The sequence below is a fragment of the Exiguobacterium sp. SH5S13 genome, from assembly GCF_004337085.1.
Taxonomy (GTDB): domain Bacteria; phylum Bacillota; class Bacilli; order Exiguobacteriales; family Exiguobacteriaceae; genus Exiguobacterium; species Exiguobacterium aurantiacum_A.
In genome coordinates, this window is record NZ_SJUS01000015.1 from 1 (window position 1) to 17,148 (window position 17,148).

At 53.1% G+C, this 17,148-nt stretch carries 12 protein-coding genes; 2 read left to right on the forward strand and 10 right to left on the reverse strand.

The annotated features are described in order from the left end of the window. Positions 1–147: 147 nt before the first annotated feature. The 9 genes from EVJ30_RS08875 to addB form a co-directional block, all read right to left on the reverse strand. Positions 148–987, reverse strand: coding sequence for a phytoene/squalene synthase family protein (locus EVJ30_RS08875; RefSeq protein ID WP_131458097.1), 840 nt, complete (start codon positions 985–987; stop codon positions 148–150). Beyond that, on the reverse strand, positions 956–2,434 hold the full coding sequence (locus tag EVJ30_RS08880; protein ID WP_131458098.1) for a phytoene desaturase family protein: 1,479 nt from the start codon (positions 2,432–2,434) through the stop codon (positions 956–958). Before EVJ30_RS08880 ends, EVJ30_RS08875 begins: the two co-directional genes overlap by 32 nt. Continuing rightward, a complete protein-coding gene (locus tag EVJ30_RS08885) occupies positions 2,431–3,924 on the reverse strand; it encodes a phytoene desaturase family protein (RefSeq protein WP_131458099.1) in 1,494 nt (497 codons plus the stop codon). Before EVJ30_RS08885 ends, EVJ30_RS08880 begins: the two co-directional genes overlap by 4 nt. Before the next feature lie 104 nt (positions 3,925–4,028). Then, complete coding sequence (locus tag EVJ30_RS08890) at positions 4,029–5,030, reverse strand: class I SAM-dependent methyltransferase (RefSeq protein ID WP_131458100.1); 1,002 nt, start codon at positions 5,028–5,030, stop codon at positions 4,029–4,031. Between the two features lie 101 nt (positions 5,031–5,131). Next, positions 5,132–5,512, reverse strand: coding sequence for a YisL family protein (locus EVJ30_RS08895; RefSeq protein ID WP_131458101.1), 381 nt, complete (start codon positions 5,510–5,512; stop codon positions 5,132–5,134). 136 nt (positions 5,513–5,648) lie between these two features. Continuing rightward, entirely contained in the window at positions 5,649–8,207 is a 2,559-nt protein-coding gene (locus tag EVJ30_RS08900; RefSeq protein WP_131458102.1) for a sensor histidine kinase, read from the reverse strand. Then, a complete protein-coding gene (locus tag EVJ30_RS08905) occupies positions 8,204–8,566 on the reverse strand; it encodes a response regulator (RefSeq protein WP_070327845.1) in 363 nt (120 codons plus the stop codon). Before EVJ30_RS08905 ends, EVJ30_RS08900 begins: the two co-directional genes overlap by 4 nt. A 114-nt stretch (positions 8,567–8,680) precedes the next feature. Continuing rightward, positions 8,681–12,283, reverse strand: coding sequence for a helicase-exonuclease AddAB subunit AddA (gene addA / locus EVJ30_RS08910; protein ID WP_131468806.1), 3,603 nt, complete (start codon positions 12,281–12,283; stop codon positions 8,681–8,683). Further along, a complete protein-coding gene (addB, locus tag EVJ30_RS08915) occupies positions 12,267–15,707 on the reverse strand; it encodes a helicase-exonuclease AddAB subunit AddB (protein WP_131468808.1) in 3,441 nt (1,146 codons plus the stop codon). Before addB ends, addA begins: the two co-directional genes overlap by 17 nt. A gap of 156 nt (positions 15,708–15,863) precedes the next feature. On the opposite strand from addB, the gene EVJ30_RS08920 reads away from it, so the two are divergent. Further along, entirely contained in the window at positions 15,864–16,244 is a 381-nt protein-coding gene (locus EVJ30_RS08920; RefSeq protein WP_131458105.1) for a truncated hemoglobin, read from the forward strand. A gap of 55 nt (positions 16,245–16,299) precedes the next feature. Beyond that, positions 16,300–16,653: a hypothetical protein gene (locus tag EVJ30_RS08925; RefSeq protein WP_070327849.1), complete on the forward strand. Its 354-nt coding sequence runs from the start codon at positions 16,300–16,302 to the stop codon at positions 16,651–16,653. A 24-nt stretch (positions 16,654–16,677) separates the two neighbouring features. Here EVJ30_RS08925 and EVJ30_RS08930 read toward each other — a convergent pair whose 3' ends face one another. Next, on the reverse strand, positions 16,678–17,088 hold the full coding sequence (locus EVJ30_RS08930) for a hypothetical protein (RefSeq protein ID WP_131458106.1): 411 nt from the start codon (positions 17,086–17,088) through the stop codon (positions 16,678–16,680). Positions 17,089–17,148: the final 60 nt, after the last annotated feature.

A 17,148-nucleotide genomic window follows, 5' to 3' on the forward strand; every position in this document is an offset into this window, starting at 1 on the left:
CATCACCCTCTCAAAAGAAAAAACAGGATAAGGGCAAGGAAAAAGAGCGATTGTCCCGACTTGAGTCGGTCCAATCGCCCTTTTTTCTGTTCACGCTCGGATAGAGCGGAGGTTTTTCAGTGCCCTCCTCTCGCAATCGGGTCTTTTTCAAAGTCTCGCTAACAGCTTTCCTTTTTGAAGTGTCGATACGTAAGCGCGCTTCGTAAAGACATCATGGTCGTTACTTCGGGCCGCATCTAATATACCTTCGTAGAGGAGCGCCGCGGCTTGGACCGGCTTTCGACTCGTCGCCGGATACAAGTGATGCGTCTCACGGGCACTGCGGTATAGCATTTCCGCCCGGTTGGCCATCGTCTCCCACACTTCAACGAACTGAGGTGTCACTTTCCGTTCAAACAGATCGGTCTCTGACATCGCGTGCTGCGCTAAGAGCGTACGCGGTACATAAATCCGGTCCCGGTCCAAGTCCTCACCGACGTCGCGAAGGATGTTCGTCAACTGCATAGCGATGCCGAGGTCGATCGCGCCTTGCTTCAGTTGTTGCCGCGCTTCCATGTTCGCGTCCGGGACAAGGATTGGTAACAACATCAAACCGACCGTGCTGGCCGCATAATAGCCGTACTGCTCCGTCTCTTCAAGTGTCGTGTAACGTGTCTTATGTAAATCCCACTTCATGCCTTCCGCTAACTCGAAGAACGGTTCGACGTCCATGTCATAGCGCTGCCAAACGTCGCGTAAAGCAATCCAAAGAGCGCCGTCTGGGTCGTTGCCGGCTAAAAAGCGGTCGAACTCCGCCAGAAATGCGGTCAAACTTTCCTCAGGATACGCTGACTCGTCGACCGCATCGTCTAACGTCCGGCAAAACGTATAGACCGCGGCGACAGCCTGGCGGTCCGGTTTTGAAAGCAGGGAGAAGGCCCGATAAAACGTGAGTGAGCCTTTCTTCATCACTTCTTCACATTGACGATACGCTTCTTGCCTCGTCATGGTACAATGCCCCCATTTCTTCTTCCATTCTTTTCACTAACAACTGTGAGCCGATCATCACGATCGGGACACCACCGCATGGATGTACGGAGGCACCGACGGCATAGAGCCGCTCGATTTGGGCGTATGGACGGGCTTGCGGCTTGAATGCTGCCGACTGTGAAAGTTTCGGGGCAATCCCAAAACTCCCGCCTTCGAACAACCCGAACCGTTCCGCGTCCATCGGTGTCCGGACTTTCATCTCGATGACACGGTCTCTAAATTTAGGGACCATCCCTTCGATCCGGGACACGAGACGTTCAATTGCCCCGCTCTGTTCAAAATCTTGTCGCTCTAACTTGCGCGGTACCGGCACAAGGACATAAAGCACACTCGTCCCAACTGGTGCGAGCGTCGAATCGATGAGCGACGGATTGAACGTATACATCGCAGGATACTTGCTCAGTTTACCATCTTCAAAGATCGTGCGCATCGACCCGGCAAAATCGTTCGGCAAATCGAACTGATGCACCGGGAGTTCGATCTCGCCGTCCACCGTGAAATAGAGGAGCAGCGTGCCGCTCGACGGTTCGTACGCTTTCGGCTTGATTCCATCAATTAGACGTTCCATGAGCGGGAAGTCTCCATTGACGACGACCGCATCATACGGATGAGGGACGCCATCGACGACGACGGCGTTGGCACGGCCGTCTTGGACGCGGACGCGTTCTACCGGCGTGTTCAGCTTGAACGTGACGCCCCGCTTCTTCAGCTCTTGTTCTAACTTCGTCGCAAGCGAGAAATATCCTCCTCGTACGTACCAGATTCCTTCTTCTTGCTCGCGATATGGGATCAAGCCGTACAGGGACGGCGTCTCATAAGGGTTGCCGCCGATGTAGAGCGTCTGCAGACTATAGGCGACCCGGAGCCGCTCATCTTTAAAGAACCGCTTCATGTTCTCATGAGCCGATTCATACGCTTTCAGGCGCATGAGCAACATGAGCAGTCTCGGCTCGAACAAGTCGGTCTTGCCTTTATAGCCACGGTTTAAAAACGTGTCAAAACCGATTTTGTATTCCTCGCGCTTTTGTCCCATGTAACGACGGAACGATTCACCTTCGCCGAAAAATCGTTCAATCTCTTCGGCTTGACGATCGATGTCGTGATATTTGTGAAACGTCGTCCCATCTTCGTAACGGAGGCGATAGAGCGGATCGACTTCGAGCAGTTCGAGTTCCTGTTCGGGAAACCCAGCTTCTTGCAGTTGGCTCTTCAGCTTGCTCGGCAACAAGACGATTGTCGGTCCTTCATCGATGCGAGCACCGTTCTCGAACTCGACATAGTTGAGCCGCCCACCGACCCGGTCCTCTTTCTCATAAATCGTCACTTGGGTCGATGGATGCTTATGAGTCCATAGCAAGGCGGCGTAAAGCGACCCGATACCGGCACCAACGAAACTGATGTTCATCGTCCGACACCCGCCCGGTCCCGAAGCAAGTTGGCCGTGATTCGTGCCGATTCAAAAATCGTCGGCAGTCCGCTGCCTGGATGCGTCCCACCGCCGACGAGCCAGACATGGTCGAGCTCTTCGAACTGATTGTGCGGACGGAAGTACATCATTTGCGACAAGTTATGTCCAAGGTTGAACGTTGCCCCTTCATAGACCCCAAACGCTTCCCAATCGTTCGGGGTGAGCGCCTGCATCACTTCGATATGGTCGCGGACGTTCCGGTAAGGCGAACGTGTCTCGAGTGCGTCCAAGACGAGTTCGGTCATCTTTTCCTCGAGCGTGTCCCAAGGAAGGTTTGACAGATTGTTCGGCACCGGTACGAGCACGTAGAGCGACGACTTGCCGGCTGGCGCGAGCGTCGGGTCGATCCGTGACGCGTTTTGAACGTAGAACGAGAAATCCTCGCTCAGCTTCAAGTCTTGCGTCATTTCTTTGACGTTGCGCTCATAATCATCCGCAAAGTGAATCGAATGGTGGCCGACCTCATCGTAGACGCGATCAAGTCCGAGGTAGAGCATGAACGTCGAGCAAGAATAGCGCTTCTTCTTCAACTGTTTCGGACTCCAGCGCGTTAGCGTATCGCTCGGTACGAGCGTCGTCATCGCATGGGCAAAATCCGCCCCTACGATGACTTCGTCAAACGCGTAATGGACGTTGTTCGCCACGAGTCCGTTGACACGTTTCCCGTCGAGCAATAGACGGTCGACTGCTTCACCTAACCGGATCGTCCCGCCTTCCTCCTCGATGACACGGGCCATCGCCGAACAGAGTTGGTTCACCCCGCCGATCGGATGATGGACGCCGTAAGCATGTTCCATATACGACAAGATCGAGAACCCACCCGGACAGTCCCAAGCCGACATCCCGAGGTACTTCGCTTGGAACGTGAACGAGTATTTGAGTTCTTCACTCGTAAAGTATTCAGACAGCACGTCGTATAGCGATTTTCCGATCGAGAGGAACGGCAACGCCTTCAAGACGCGTGTCGACACGTAATCCGTCAGCTTATCATGGGCGGTCTGGAGCACCGGCATGAGCTTCGATAGTTTGACCGCCTGGTCTGCCATGAATCGGTCGTATCCTTCGCCGTTGCCGGGGAACATCTCTTCAATCGATTGACGCATCTGGTCGCGGTCGGTCGTCATCGATAGCACGCTTTGTCCGCGATCAAAGTAAAGATCGTACATCGGTTCTAATCGCTTCATATCGACATAATCAGCCAAATCCCGTCCCGTCTCCTCGAACATCTCTTCAAGAATATACGGCATATTCAAAAAAGTCGGGCCACGATCGAACGCGAACTCCCCGACTTGCAGACGTGACGTCCGTCCACCGACAAACGGTTGTTTTTCAAATACAGTTACATCCACACCACGGCTCGACAAGATCATTGCGGCAGCAAGCCCACCTGGCCCGGCACCGATCACTGCGACTCTTTTTTCCGACACGTTGAACAACTCCCTATGTGAAAAGTCTCTTATACTTCTATTCTATTATAGAAATGACTGAACACAAGTTCAAATCTGAATCGGTTCGCTGTACGCTAGACGTTTCAATCTCCACGTTCGGCGATGACGATATACCAAGATCCTTCCGGAATAAACGGGACGAAACGTACTTTCTCGAAGCCGACCTGTTCCAATTGCCGGCGCAACTGACGAGTCGTCGGGAGCGGATGGAGGTTATCGTGGAGCGTCATAAACGCGTTGAACGCCGAAGCGAAGCGGGCGCCTAGCGGTGACTCCGCGAGCGGTGTGACGAGGACGGCGACACCTGCCGTATCAAGATTGCTGAGCATCCGCTCTAACAGTCCAATCCGCTGCTCGGGCGAGAAATAGTAAAGCATATTGTTCATCATGACGACATCGAACCGCTCGTCGTGATCCCATTCCATGAAATCGGCCACTTCGTAACGAATCTCACCCGTCTCATCTTGCTCACGTGCCTCTTCGATCACTTTTTGTTCGAGGTCGATCCCGGTCAACTTCCAATCCGGCTCAAGACCGTGGAGTTTCCGCAAATAGCCCCCGTGGCCGCATCCGATATCAAGCATCGTCTTGACGTCCGCTTGGCGGAGCAGCTGTTGGACGACCGGAAAAGCGACCGTTTCGACGAGCGTCGACGTTTGAGCGACGACTTTCCCGTGTGTCGCACCGTCGAACGTCTTCTGTTTGCCGGACTCTAAAAAGTCTGGGTAGGCGATGAGTGCCGGGATATGAAGTTCCATCATCTCTTGAAGCATGAATCCGATGCTGCGTTCGTCTTTGAGCGAGAGCTGATACCTCAAGCTACGCGTTGGAAAATAGCGCCATCCTTTCTTCTTCAAGTGGCGCACGGCGACCCCGACTTCTAACCAACGCTCGAGTGCGAGTTTCGTGAGCGGCTGCTTCAAGCGCAGCGTCATTTCAGCGAAGCTCGCCCCGCCTTGAAGCGCATCGAACAATCCGTATTTGTAGCCGATGTAGCCGTGCCATAACGGCAAGAACGATTCAGTTTGCTTCATCCATCTACGCGCATGTAATACACGCGACCATTCATTCGTTTGTTGATCCATCGTTTCACCTCATCATCGTTATTCCTGATTTTTTTATTTTCCCCTAATAATTTGCGGACAAACAAAAAAATCCCACTCCGATGTGTGAAGTGGGATGTGACTCAAATAAAGTTGCTGAAGAACGACTGACCGTACGGCAACGCGTAACCGATAAAGATCGTCACGAGTGACAGTGCCACGAAGCCGCCAAACATAGCGCCCGATGGTTTTCTTTTTTTCAAACGAATGAGCGTCATCTCACCGAAGATGAGTGCGAGTAATCCGATTGTGATTTTCACGTGGTAGAACATGCCGCCTCCGTTCAGTTGCAAGTACAAATAAAGTCCTGTACCGAACGCGATGAGCAACATGAGGCGAAACGCCATATGCGCGATCTTGCCGCTCTTATTTCCGTTCTTGTAGCCGATATAGGCGACAGCGAACAAGACGAGTAGTAAAATCCAACTCGTCACGTGCGTGTGTAGAAATGCTGTCAATGGCATTCAAAAATCCCCCTTTTGATTATGTACAACTACTATTGTACACGAACAAGCCACTTTTCGGTCAAGCCCGCATTTACACCACAAAAAAAGACGTGCCGGTCACGATTGAACGGCACGTCTCCTCCTCTTGTTTTGATCAAGCCGTCGTTTGTTCTTCTTCCCGAATAGCGTGTTCGAAGCTCGGAATCACAACGGTGAACGTCGAGCCTTTATGTTGGACGGACTCGACATGGATCTGACCGGCGTGACCGCGCACGATTTCTTGGCAGATCGGGAGACCCAGTCCCGTGCCGCCGATTTCACGACTATCTGAGTTGTCGACCCGATAGAACTTATCGAACAGACGATCGAGGGCGTCGCTCGGAATGCCGATCCCTTGATCCTTCACTTTAATCGAGATCGATTGGTCGTGATGGGCGAGCTCGACCGTGATCTTCCCGCCACGCGGTGAGTACTTCACGGCGTTCGAGAGCAAGTTGCTCATCAGCTGTTTGAACTTCTGACAGTCTGCGAACAGTTCGTACGGTCGGTCGTCGACCGTGACAAGCTCGAACTGGTGTTTCAATGACGACGCTTCGTAGAACGTCATCATGTCATGGATGACCGGCTCGATATCGAGCTGTTCCCGGTCATACATTTGGCTACCTGATTCCATGCGCTGTACGTCGAGGAAGTCGTTGACGAGATGCGTCAACCGCTCCGTCTCAGCGTGGATTGTCTGCAAATATTTCGCCTGTTTCTCGTTCGGCAACTGTTTCTTGACCATGAGCTCGGTGAACCCATAAATCGAAGACAACGGTGTCCGCAACTCATGCGAGATCGTCGAGATGAACTCGCTCTTCAAGCGCTCAGCCTCGGTCTCACTCGTAATATCACGGAAGACGAGCAGCGTCCCTTTCGACAATCCGCCGACGACGATCCGCTCGGCATACATCTGTAAGTTCATCTCCCCTTTACGGATCGAGAAGCTGACACTGTCGTGCGGGAAGTCGTCTGTGAACAGACGGTCTGTATACGTCATGAAGTCATCGTCTTGGTCGACCGTCGTCGCGATCGTCTCCCGCCACTCGTTCCAAGACAGTTCTGCGAGCTGACGCGATGTGATCGCATCGAGCTCTGGGAACATCTCGTAAAGCGGTCGGTTGACGAACACGTCATCGGTCGAATGTTCGACGTAAATGACAGCTTCACGGATTGAATCGAGAATCCGTTCGGTCTTGCCTTTTTCACGGGTCATCTCTTCAAATAGACGCATCCGAAGCAACGACAATGACAGCTGACGTGCGAACGACATGATATCGCCCATTTGCGTCTGCGTGAAGCGGTCTTTGTAACGGACGAGATAGATGAAGGCGATGATTGAATCATCCGTCGGGTCGTGGACCGGTACGGCCGTCTCGTACATGTAGTACGGATACGGCAGCGGATGGTCGCTTGCGACTTGTTTCGACGAATGGACTGTCGTCCGCAACGTCATCGCCCGCGTCAACACGGAGTTCTCGCTATCGAGCAATTTACGCGACAACGTCTCGTTCAGCCCGTGGCTCGTGATAGAGAACGAGCCTGTCGCATCGAGGAAGACGAGCGCCCCGACTTCTGAGTCGGTGATGGCGACAAGTTTCTCGATGATTTCCGGGTAAGCCGTCAACGAATCGCGAGCCGCGAGCGTCTCGGTCAATTCGTTTCGGTACGCCAAGTGCTGTTCGTTCTGTTGCGTCTGTTCCAAGATCTCTTCAAGCTCTTGTTGCTGCGCTTGCAGCTCTTCTTGCTGGGCGATCAATTCTTCTTGTTGTGCCTGCAACTCATGGTTCTTCTCAATCAAGTGACGTTCATTTTCACGGAGCGTCTCCGCCATCTTGTTGAACGAACGGGACATCGTCCCGATCTCGTCTTCGCGCTCCATTTGATCGCTCAAGTCGACGATCTCACCTTTCAGTAAGCGGTCAGATGCGACCGACAGGCGAGAGATCAGACGGGTTTGACGACGCAAGAACGGTTGGACGAATAGTAAAATCAACGCCGCGAACGAGAAGATACTCGCAATCCATAAGAACTGTAAAACATCATTGTTCACTTTCCAGTCGGCGTACACTCTGTTTTTCTCACTGTTCATCAACGCCTTGTAGTCCATGAGTGACGATTCGATCTGTTGGATCGGAGCGAGCGTATCGATACCGCGTTCCGGATCGTACGGTACGACGCCTTGCTCAATCAATCGTTCGGCTGTCGGCAACGTCAATATGGTTTCAGGATCAATCGTGCTCTCGGTGATTTCCCCGGACGCTCGCAGTTGACCATATTCCGCCGTGACCGGCATGATCACATTGAAGTAAAAATCGTGAAAGGCTTGTAAATCGGCTGCGAAAATCTCACCTTGTTTTGATTCGACAGCGGCCTTGAACCAGTTGATTTCTTGTTGGAACTCATTTTCTTTACTTTGGGCTCGCTCGAGCGCTTCCACATCACCAAACAGCAAGTAGCCTCGTGAGTCATACTGCGCGCTCTGCCATTCGTCCCAAAACGTATTCAATCGGTTGATTCGTTCATCGACTTGTTGGAGACGGGCTTCGTTCTCTCTGACCCGGGTTTCCATCTGCACGTACATGATCATCGATCCGACGAGCGCGAGCGCGAGGAACGAATACAGGACGGTCGTGATGTCACGTCCGAGTTTTTGTTTAAACCATTTATTCACTTAACGATGCCTCCTATGATCTTCACAAGTTCAAGCGGACTAAACGGCTTCGAAATGAAATAATCGACCCCAATCTCATTCGCGCAATCACGGTCAGATTGTTGGCTCTTCGCCGTCAACATCATCACTTTCGTATGTTGACGTCCCGGCAACTTCCTCACTTTCTCAATGACTTCAAGACCTGTCATTCCTGGCATCATATGGTCGACAATCACGAGGTCGTACTCGTTCTGTTCGATCAGCCGATAGGCTTCAAGACCGTCTGGCGCTTCATCAATGTCATATCCTTCGTCTTCTAACGTATCTAATACGAGCATGCGCAATACTTCTTCATCTTCTGCTAGTAGAATTTTCACCATGACGTTTCCTCCATTATTATCTCATTTCATTATTTTACCTAATCTATTTTGTAATCACAAAAATAAAAGATGCACGGTTTATAACCGTACACCTTTACAATCATATCGTCTACATTATAGTACAACAGTTTCCTGCAATTCCAAAGAATAAATGACCGTCGTCCCGACTTGGATATTCCAAATCGACTCGATCGCTTCGCGATAGAGCGACAGCTGAACAGTGTAGCGGTCACGAAGCAACTGTCTTGCCTCTTCTCGCGATGCACTCGTGAACAAGACCGAGTCCGATTTATAGTCGAGTAGGACGTACGTCTCACCATCGAAGAACAGGCAATCGATGATCCCTTGAATCAACACGTGCTCGTCCGTGAACGTCGCCGTCGGATTCACTCGCTCCGCGGGCACCGTATACGTGAACGGCAGCTCGCGCCATCCTCGTCCGGCTTGTAGCGCTTCAGACAGCGCCCGACCGATCTCCGAGTTGAAGAACGACTCGATTTCAGGCAGCGCCAGCCGTGCCGTCTCCGCCTCGATCGGACCGAGCATCCCATTATTTTCCCATCGGTCGATTTGTATGTCGAGCGGTTCAGTCGGCTCAAACAATTGGAAAATGAGATGGAGCGTCGTCCCGCGCTCGGCACCTGTCTGCTTCGTCTGCTTCCATTTCGGCTCCCGATACGGGATATCGCTCGGGCGGAACGTGTCTTCGAACGCCGCTTGCTCGAGTTGCATCGCTCGTTTCAATTCCGTCACGGTCTGTTTCGCTGCCGTCTCGGTCGCGGCTTGGGCCGGATAACTGTACGAAAAGGCTCGATTGACGACTTGAATCGTCGCTTCTTCGTCTTTGACCGGAAAATCAATCGCCTCGAACTGTTGCACATGATGAAGCTGGGCCATCATCGCTTGGAGTGTGGCCACTTCCGCCAAATCGTCTTGTCCGATGATGCGATACGTCCAGTTCGTCGCTTCCCGTATCGGCGAAAAGACCGGTAAGCCCATCTCCTCGATGAACGGTACGGCGCCTTCTAGTTTGAGGAGCGCCGGCGCGACCCAGTCCAGATACGTCTTCGCCTCGCGTCGTGCGTCAGCGGATAACGTCTCACCCGTCGCTTCGACCTGCAGCCATTGGTTGATCTGTTTAACCGGTTCTGCGACCGTACCGACTAAGATCAATTTCTCTTTCGCCCGGGTCAGCGCGACGTACAAGACGCGCATCTCTTCGGCTTTCATCGTCGCATCGAGATCCCGACGGATCATCTCTTTCACGAACGTCTCGGTTCTCGTCCGTGTGACGACATCGATCGCATCGAGGGAGATGCCGTATCGTTTATGGAAGATGACACGTTGCATTTGATCACGTTTATTGAACTGTTTGCCGAGTTGGGCGACGATCGTCACCGGAAACTCGAGCCCCTTCGATTTATGGACCGTCATGATGCGGACGACGTTCTCTTCTTCTCCGAGTGAACGTGCTTCCGATAGATCTTCGCCGTTATCTTGGAGACGGTCCATGACCCGCAAGAAGCGATACAACCCACGGTAGCCGCTCCGTTCATAGGAGAGGGCCCGGTCATAGAGCGCCTTCAAGTTCTCTTGACGCCCTTTCCCGCCCGGCAGTCCGCCGGCAAAATCATAAAACCCGGTGTCGTTGAACACTTGCTGAATCAACTCCGACAAGCTGTGGTTGCGGGCGAACGTACGCCATTCCGACAACTGATCGAGCACGTCTCCACATTTCAATCCAAGCTCGTCGTCATCGTCTGCTTTCGCCTTGAGTGCATCGAAAAACGACGCTTCCGACTCTAAGCGAATCTTGGCCAGCTCTTGATCGGTGAAACCAAACATCGGTGACCGGAGCGCCCCGGCGAGCGGGATGTCTTGGAGCGGGTTGTCGATCAACTTCAAGAGCGACAACATCATTCGAATTTCCGTCGCTTGGAAATAGCCGCCGTCCGAATCGGTATAAGCCGGGATATTATACTGTGTCAAAATATCCATCAGCTGCTCGACCCGCTCTTTTTTCGAACGGACCAAGATGACGATGTCCCGGTACTCACAGGAACGAAGCAATCCGGTCGCCTCGTCCGTCACTTTGAACGGCTCATCCCCAGAGACGAGCTCTAATATACGTGTGGCGATGGCACGGCCTTCAAGCTCCTGTTTCGACAAGTCCCGGCTTTCTCCGTTGACGATCAAAAGTTCAGGACTTGCCTCGAGCTCTTCATACGCCCGACCCGGTACGAGACGTGCCGCCTCGTCGTACTCGATCTCACTCACTTCTTCGTCCATCAACTGAATGAATAGGTCATTGATTCCGTGCAGCACTTCGGAGCGACTTCTAAAGTTTTGAGACAAGTCGATCCGTTGCCCCGACCCGGCTTGTTTGAACCGCGTCGCTTTCTCGATGAACAATCTCGGCTCGGCGTGCCGGAACCGGTAGATCGATTGCTTGATGTCCCCGACCATGAACAAGTTGCCGAGCTGTTCACTCTCATTGCTGACGAGGCCGATGATCGTCTCTTGGATCTCGTTCGTATCTTGATACTCATCGACCAACACTTCGGCGAATCGCTGTTTGTAGAGCGACGCGACCGAGGACGGGGCGTCCCCGTCCCGTAGTATGGCGAGCGCGTAATGCTCGAGATCACTGAAGTCGACGAAGGCGCGGTCCCGCTTGGCTTGCTCGTAAGCGGCCCCGAACGTTCGGACGGTGCGTACGAGCGTCTCGACGAGCGGGCGCTGTGACAGCAAGACGTCTAAATGATCAGCTCCGCTGACACTCGCTTGACCGACCGCATCGACAAGCCGTTTTTTCGCTTGGTCATAGGCCGGCTTCAACACCGTGTGATAGATGTGATGCTCGTCTTTTTTCTGGACCGATTTCATCGTCCCGAATTTAACCGCTCGGGACGCCGTCTCGAGTTCGCTCCATTTGAGCGTGTCTTCGTCGATGTTTTGGAACGGGAAAATCGCTTTGGACACATTTTCCGATTGCGCCTCGTAACCGGCAAGCCGGAGTTCGATCGCTACACGCCGGAGTTGACGAAGTGCCTTTTCAATATCGACCCAGAGCAACTGCCCGAACTCGACGAGCAACCGTTCCTCGTCAGGGTCGCCTTCAAACTGATAAAGGGAGACCAGATCATCTAAATACGCTTCCGGATCCGGAAGGGTTCGCGCGTATTGATACAAACCTAGGATCAGCTCTTCGATTTCACTGTCACCACGGTCAGACGTATAGGCATCGACGAGCGCGAAGAAGGCATTGTCTTGTTTGCCATACTCTGCCTCGAGCACGTCTTCGAGCACATCGTCTTGCAAGAGCACCAAGTCCCGCTCCTCGGCGATCTTGAAGGCCGGATCGAGGTCGAGCAAGTAGTAATTCTCACGAATGACTTCTAAACAGAATGAATGAATCGTCGTGATGAGCGCCCGGTTCAGCATTTGCCGTTGTTTTCGTATATAGTCGTTTTCCGGATGTTCCCGCAGCGCCTGATCGAGCGCTTTGGCGATCCGTCGTTTCATCTCGGCCGCTGCGGCGTTCGTGAACGTCACGACGAGCATACGGTCCGCCGTCAACTCGTCCGCTTCATCGAGCAAACGGCTGGCGAGCCGTTCGACGAGCACGGCCGTCTTCCCTGAACCGGCTGCCGCCGAGACGAGTACATGAGACCCCCGTGCGTCGATGGCTGCTTGTTGATCACTCGTCCACTTCATCGGCGTCACCTCCTAATTTAAACAAAACTTCTTCTTTATCTAACTTTTTCAGCTGACGGGGCTCGTTGGCGAGCGCCTCGTCAAAATGACAGACACTTTGATACGGACACGTCTGGCACGGACGCCGCTCTTTATATTCATAAGGCTCGACACCGATTTTCCCATCATACATCGCCTCCACACTCGTCTCGGCAAGGTCGAGCGCATGGTCCATCAACTGCTCGAGCTGAGGAGGTGAGACGACTTTTTTCGTCGTGTTCGCATCGAGCGTCCCGTCTTTCTTATATTTGACCGGAATGACGATCGACTTTTTCTGATCCCCTCTCGCCGTCTTATCCATCACCTCAAGGATGGCTGGATCGTCGACGAGCAACCCTTGCATCTGATACGACTCGAGCACTTTCCGCTCGGTTTCGGCATCTGTCTCGGCCGGCGTGACGAGCGGTCGGTGGACGTGGAAATAAAGCGCGGCTGCAGGTGCCACGGAACCTTTCGCCCAAGCATCTGCCTGCTCGATCAACACTTTCAAATAGATGAGCATCTGCATCGCCAAACCATAATAAATCTCAGCGAAGTCGATCTCCCGTTTGCTCGACTTGTAATCGACGATGCGGACGTACAGCTGATCATGCACTTGTGCCGTATCGACCCGATCGATCCGGCCGACAAGTTCACACGTCGCCCCGTTGCTGAGCGTGAACGACACCGGCGGGAAGTTGCCGCTCCCGAACGCGAGTTCGAACGCGACGGGATCGAACCCGTCACGTTTCGACTGCTCGATCAATACTTCGGCCGTCTTACTGACGACGTCCGTCAGCTTTTTCTTCAAGTAACCGTAGCGGTTCGAACTCATCAAAATCGCATTTTGAATCTCCGGTGTGACGAGTTCGACAGCCGACTCCGCGAGTGAGGCGCATTGGTCGGGCGACACGTCACGCCATTCTTTCCCGTCCATCTTGACGGTTTGAGACATATGCTCGATCGTCCGATGGTACAAGTTACCGATGTCCGGTGCCTCGAGCCGATAGAGCCGCCGTTCTTTCAGACGCAAGCCGTAGTTCGCAAAATGACGGAACGGGCAGGCTTGGAACGTCTCGAGGCGGGACACACTCGCCCGAATCGAGTTCGTATAAAGGGACTTCGCGACCGAATCCGGTAACGGCTCGGGAACGTTTTGATAAAACAGCGCGCTCGTCAACAGTCGGATTCGCTCGCGTCCTTCCGGGTGCTTCAACAGTTCGTTGTACACCGTGAACCACGTCTCTTGAATCGGGTAGTGACGACTGAGCCGCTGCAACTCGAGCGCCGTCACGGCCGCTGTCTGATTCACGTTCGTGATGAAGGCGAGCTGATCTGTCGGGCGATGCTCTCCCGCTTCTGCGAAGTGGGTCTTGACGGCCTTGCCGTTACCGAGTCTCGCCTTGACGTCAGCGATGAAACTCGCCGGTTGAATCGCTTTCCCGCTCCGGTCGACGAGCGCGTAACTGACGTACAACCGGTCACTTGGCGCCGTCAATGCTTTATACAAGTAGTACGTCTCATCGTCGAACAAGTGCTCGGTCGCTTTCCCCGCCCGGACACCGTTCTCATGCATGAAGTCCATATCGTGGTCCGTCAACAGTTTCGATTGCGTCGCGACGAGTGGGATTTGATCTTCGTTGGCACCGAGTAAAAAGACGATTTTTTTATCAATCAAACGCCCCCGCACGTAATCGGTCACCGTCAATTGATCGAGTGACGGCGGGACGAGTGCATAGCGGAGGCTATCGAGGCCGGTGTCCATCATTTGCAGGAACAGTTCCGTCGAGAGCGTCTCTTCCGGCGCAGCCGCCTCGAGTTGCTCGAGAAGATGGAGGACGGCGTCCCATACTTGTGTATGTTCTCTTGCTTCAATCAGGCGTGATGCCTCAAGCGCTTCTTCGCGCCAATGGGCAAGGCATGACGAGACGTCGATTCGTTCTAGAAAAGCGTAAATAGCGTGCGTGTAAGCCTGCATCGTCTTGGCCGCTTTAAAGTCGGCGAGGAGTGGATCGAACGTTTCGATGACGGTTTGACGATAGGTGTTGAGTGCCGTCTCTATATCGAGTTCTTCCCCCGTCAACTTGGCCTCATCTTCGGCCCGGCGTTTTAATTGCCACTCGTCATGCCAGTGATAATGTTTGATGCCCCGCTCAATCACGAACGCCTCGAGCCGATCGACAGACGTACGCCGATGTTCTCGGTCGAGCAAGATCAGCTCAGTCTTCAACGCGCGGAATAAAGCTTCTTCCCGGTAGCCGCGGAGCGCGACTTCGATCGTCGCCTTCAACAACTCGACGACCGGATGATCAAGCATCGGCTGCCGTTCATCCAGGAAGAACGGCAAGTTCATTTTTTGAAGCGCTTGTGACGCCAAATCTCCATATTCTTCAAGTGACCTTGAGATGAACACGATGTCTCGGAAGCGGTAGCCGTCTTCGCGGACGAGTCGTGTGACCTCGCGTACAGCGGCCGCCACTTCCACGGTCCGGTCGACGGCCGCATTCAAGGCGACTTGGTTATCCGGCCGCGTATACGGCGCTGCCGTCACTTGACCGAACGTCGCCTCGAGATAAGCGAGACTCGGATGTTTAAAGCGATGCACCCCATGATACAGTTCATCCGTCGATGAAAGTTGACGTTCTGAGAGCAGCTCTTTAAAGCGCATCAGCGTCCGCTGTGTCGGTCCGAACAACGGGTTCGGGCGATAGAGCGAGTCCGGGTCGACAGTCAACAAGACGTCCAGCGGCGCCTGCTCGGCTAAAGCGACGAGCACCGCGAGCTCTTGTTCCGAAAACTCGTTGAACCCGTCCACATAAAAGTGAGTCCCTGTTAAATCGACTTCCGGTAACAACTGCAACATCACTTTGAAGTAGTCTTCGGCGTGAAGCGTTTTGCCGGCCGTCATCGTCAAAAAGCCCTCATAGAGGATGGACAGGTCTTGTAGTTTCAAGGCCCGATGTTGGTCTTTCTCGCTCAGGCGAAGCAACTGCTCCGGCTCGACGAGGCCGCGTTTCAACATCGTGATCAACTCGTTCAGTTCTTCGTAAAACCCGTACTGGTTCATCGTGCGCCGGAACAGCGTCAGCCGTTCCTCGTTCATCTCGACGACACGCCGTAACAAAAGATGGGTCCCTGTCTGGTCTAAAAACTGCTCGGTCGCGACACCGTGATCGCGCATGATCAAGAATGCGAGACGGCGCATCGACAGCACTTGAATCCGCGTCGATCCGTTTAAACCGTCTGTCATCGCCATCTTCCGTTCCATTTCAAACGACATTTGGTCTGGGACAAGCATATAGATGGTCGGGCCGCTCGGATCGCGCTTCAGCTCTTGAATGACTTGATTGATCATCCGCTCGCTCTTACCGCTACCCGACCGTCCGACATGAAAAGTGACCGTCATTTAGGCGAACACCCCTTCCCTTTTTCTTTTATTATGACGTATCGCTTGCTGTTTGTAGAGGGAAACCTGCCGGCTACCTTGCAAGAAAAAAACACAGCCTTCTCGTATCCCATTCCTTCGAAAATCGATTAGACTGAACGTATGAGGGGGAATACTATGAGTGCATATGAACAATTCGGAGGCGAACGCGGCGTCCAGCAGCTCGTCGACGCTTTTTACGAACTCGTTTACGCTGATCCCGTACTGTTGCCACTGTTTCCAGACGACAAAGACCGGGTAAAACAACATCAGTTCGAATTTCTGACGCAACTGCTCGGGGGACCAAAACTGTATACAGAACGCCACGGCGGCGGCAACCTGGCGATGATCCACCGCGATCACCCGATCTCAGAAACACATGCCGGTCATTGGCTCGGGTGCATGGAACAAGCGCTCAAGACGGTCGAGGCACCGGAAGCGATCAAGCGACAGTTGTTTCAACGTCTGATCATGTCGTCGTCAAACGTCATCCGCGTCTGCTCGCACCATTTTGAGTAGTCATCATTTAAAAAAGCGGGTATGATAGGAAAGTAAGCAAAGGAGGTCGGTTTTCATGACAGAAGAAGAGAAAAAAGAGGCCGTTTCAGCTAAAGAGGAAACGGAAGAAGTAGAACCTACGGCAGTCCTCGCCGAAGTCCTTGAAGAGGATGAGGAAGAAGCTTTACCCGAAGAAAAGAACATGGACCACATCAAAGGTGTGTTCAACTATACACAAAAGAACGGACGGGAATATCGTGTCGTCTTTTATCACGACCGTAAAAACCTCGTGTTCCGTGAACTTGGAAACGGGAAAGTCGAATTTGTCGGGCGTTTCACAGATGATGCCTACGATGAAGAGAACGAAGCAGAGATGCAGAAACTCGGCGAGAAACAGCTCAAGCGGATCCTTGCCGATCGACTCAAATAAAAAAATCGCCCGCGGGCGATTTTTTTATTGTTTCTTGTTTCGTTTTTTCTTGCGAAGCGCGTAAATCACTCCGGCGATTCCTCCGGCGACGGCGATCCCAGCCATCGCAGGCACGAGGATTTTCTTCGTCGGAAGCATCTTTTTGACACGTTCGTACGGTGTCGGAACCGACAATTCGAGTTGAACGGCCGTCTCACCGTGACCGTTCGCCCGTGCTTTGCGGGCCGCGTCCGTCACGACGACACGTCCTGTCGTATAGCGGCGGTTTCCATGTTCATCCGTGTAAGGCCGGCGAACCCGCTTGACGTCTGTTACCGTCTTTCCACGAGCGGCATCCGGCCGGACGACACGTTCGCTCGTCCATGTGCGGGCACCGGTCGCGCTATAGGCCGGACGAATCTTACGACGATTTAACCAAGTGTATGAATCGTTCATCTATATTCCCTCCAATATGCTGAAGTATCTCTTCATATTATACCCATACAACATCTGACG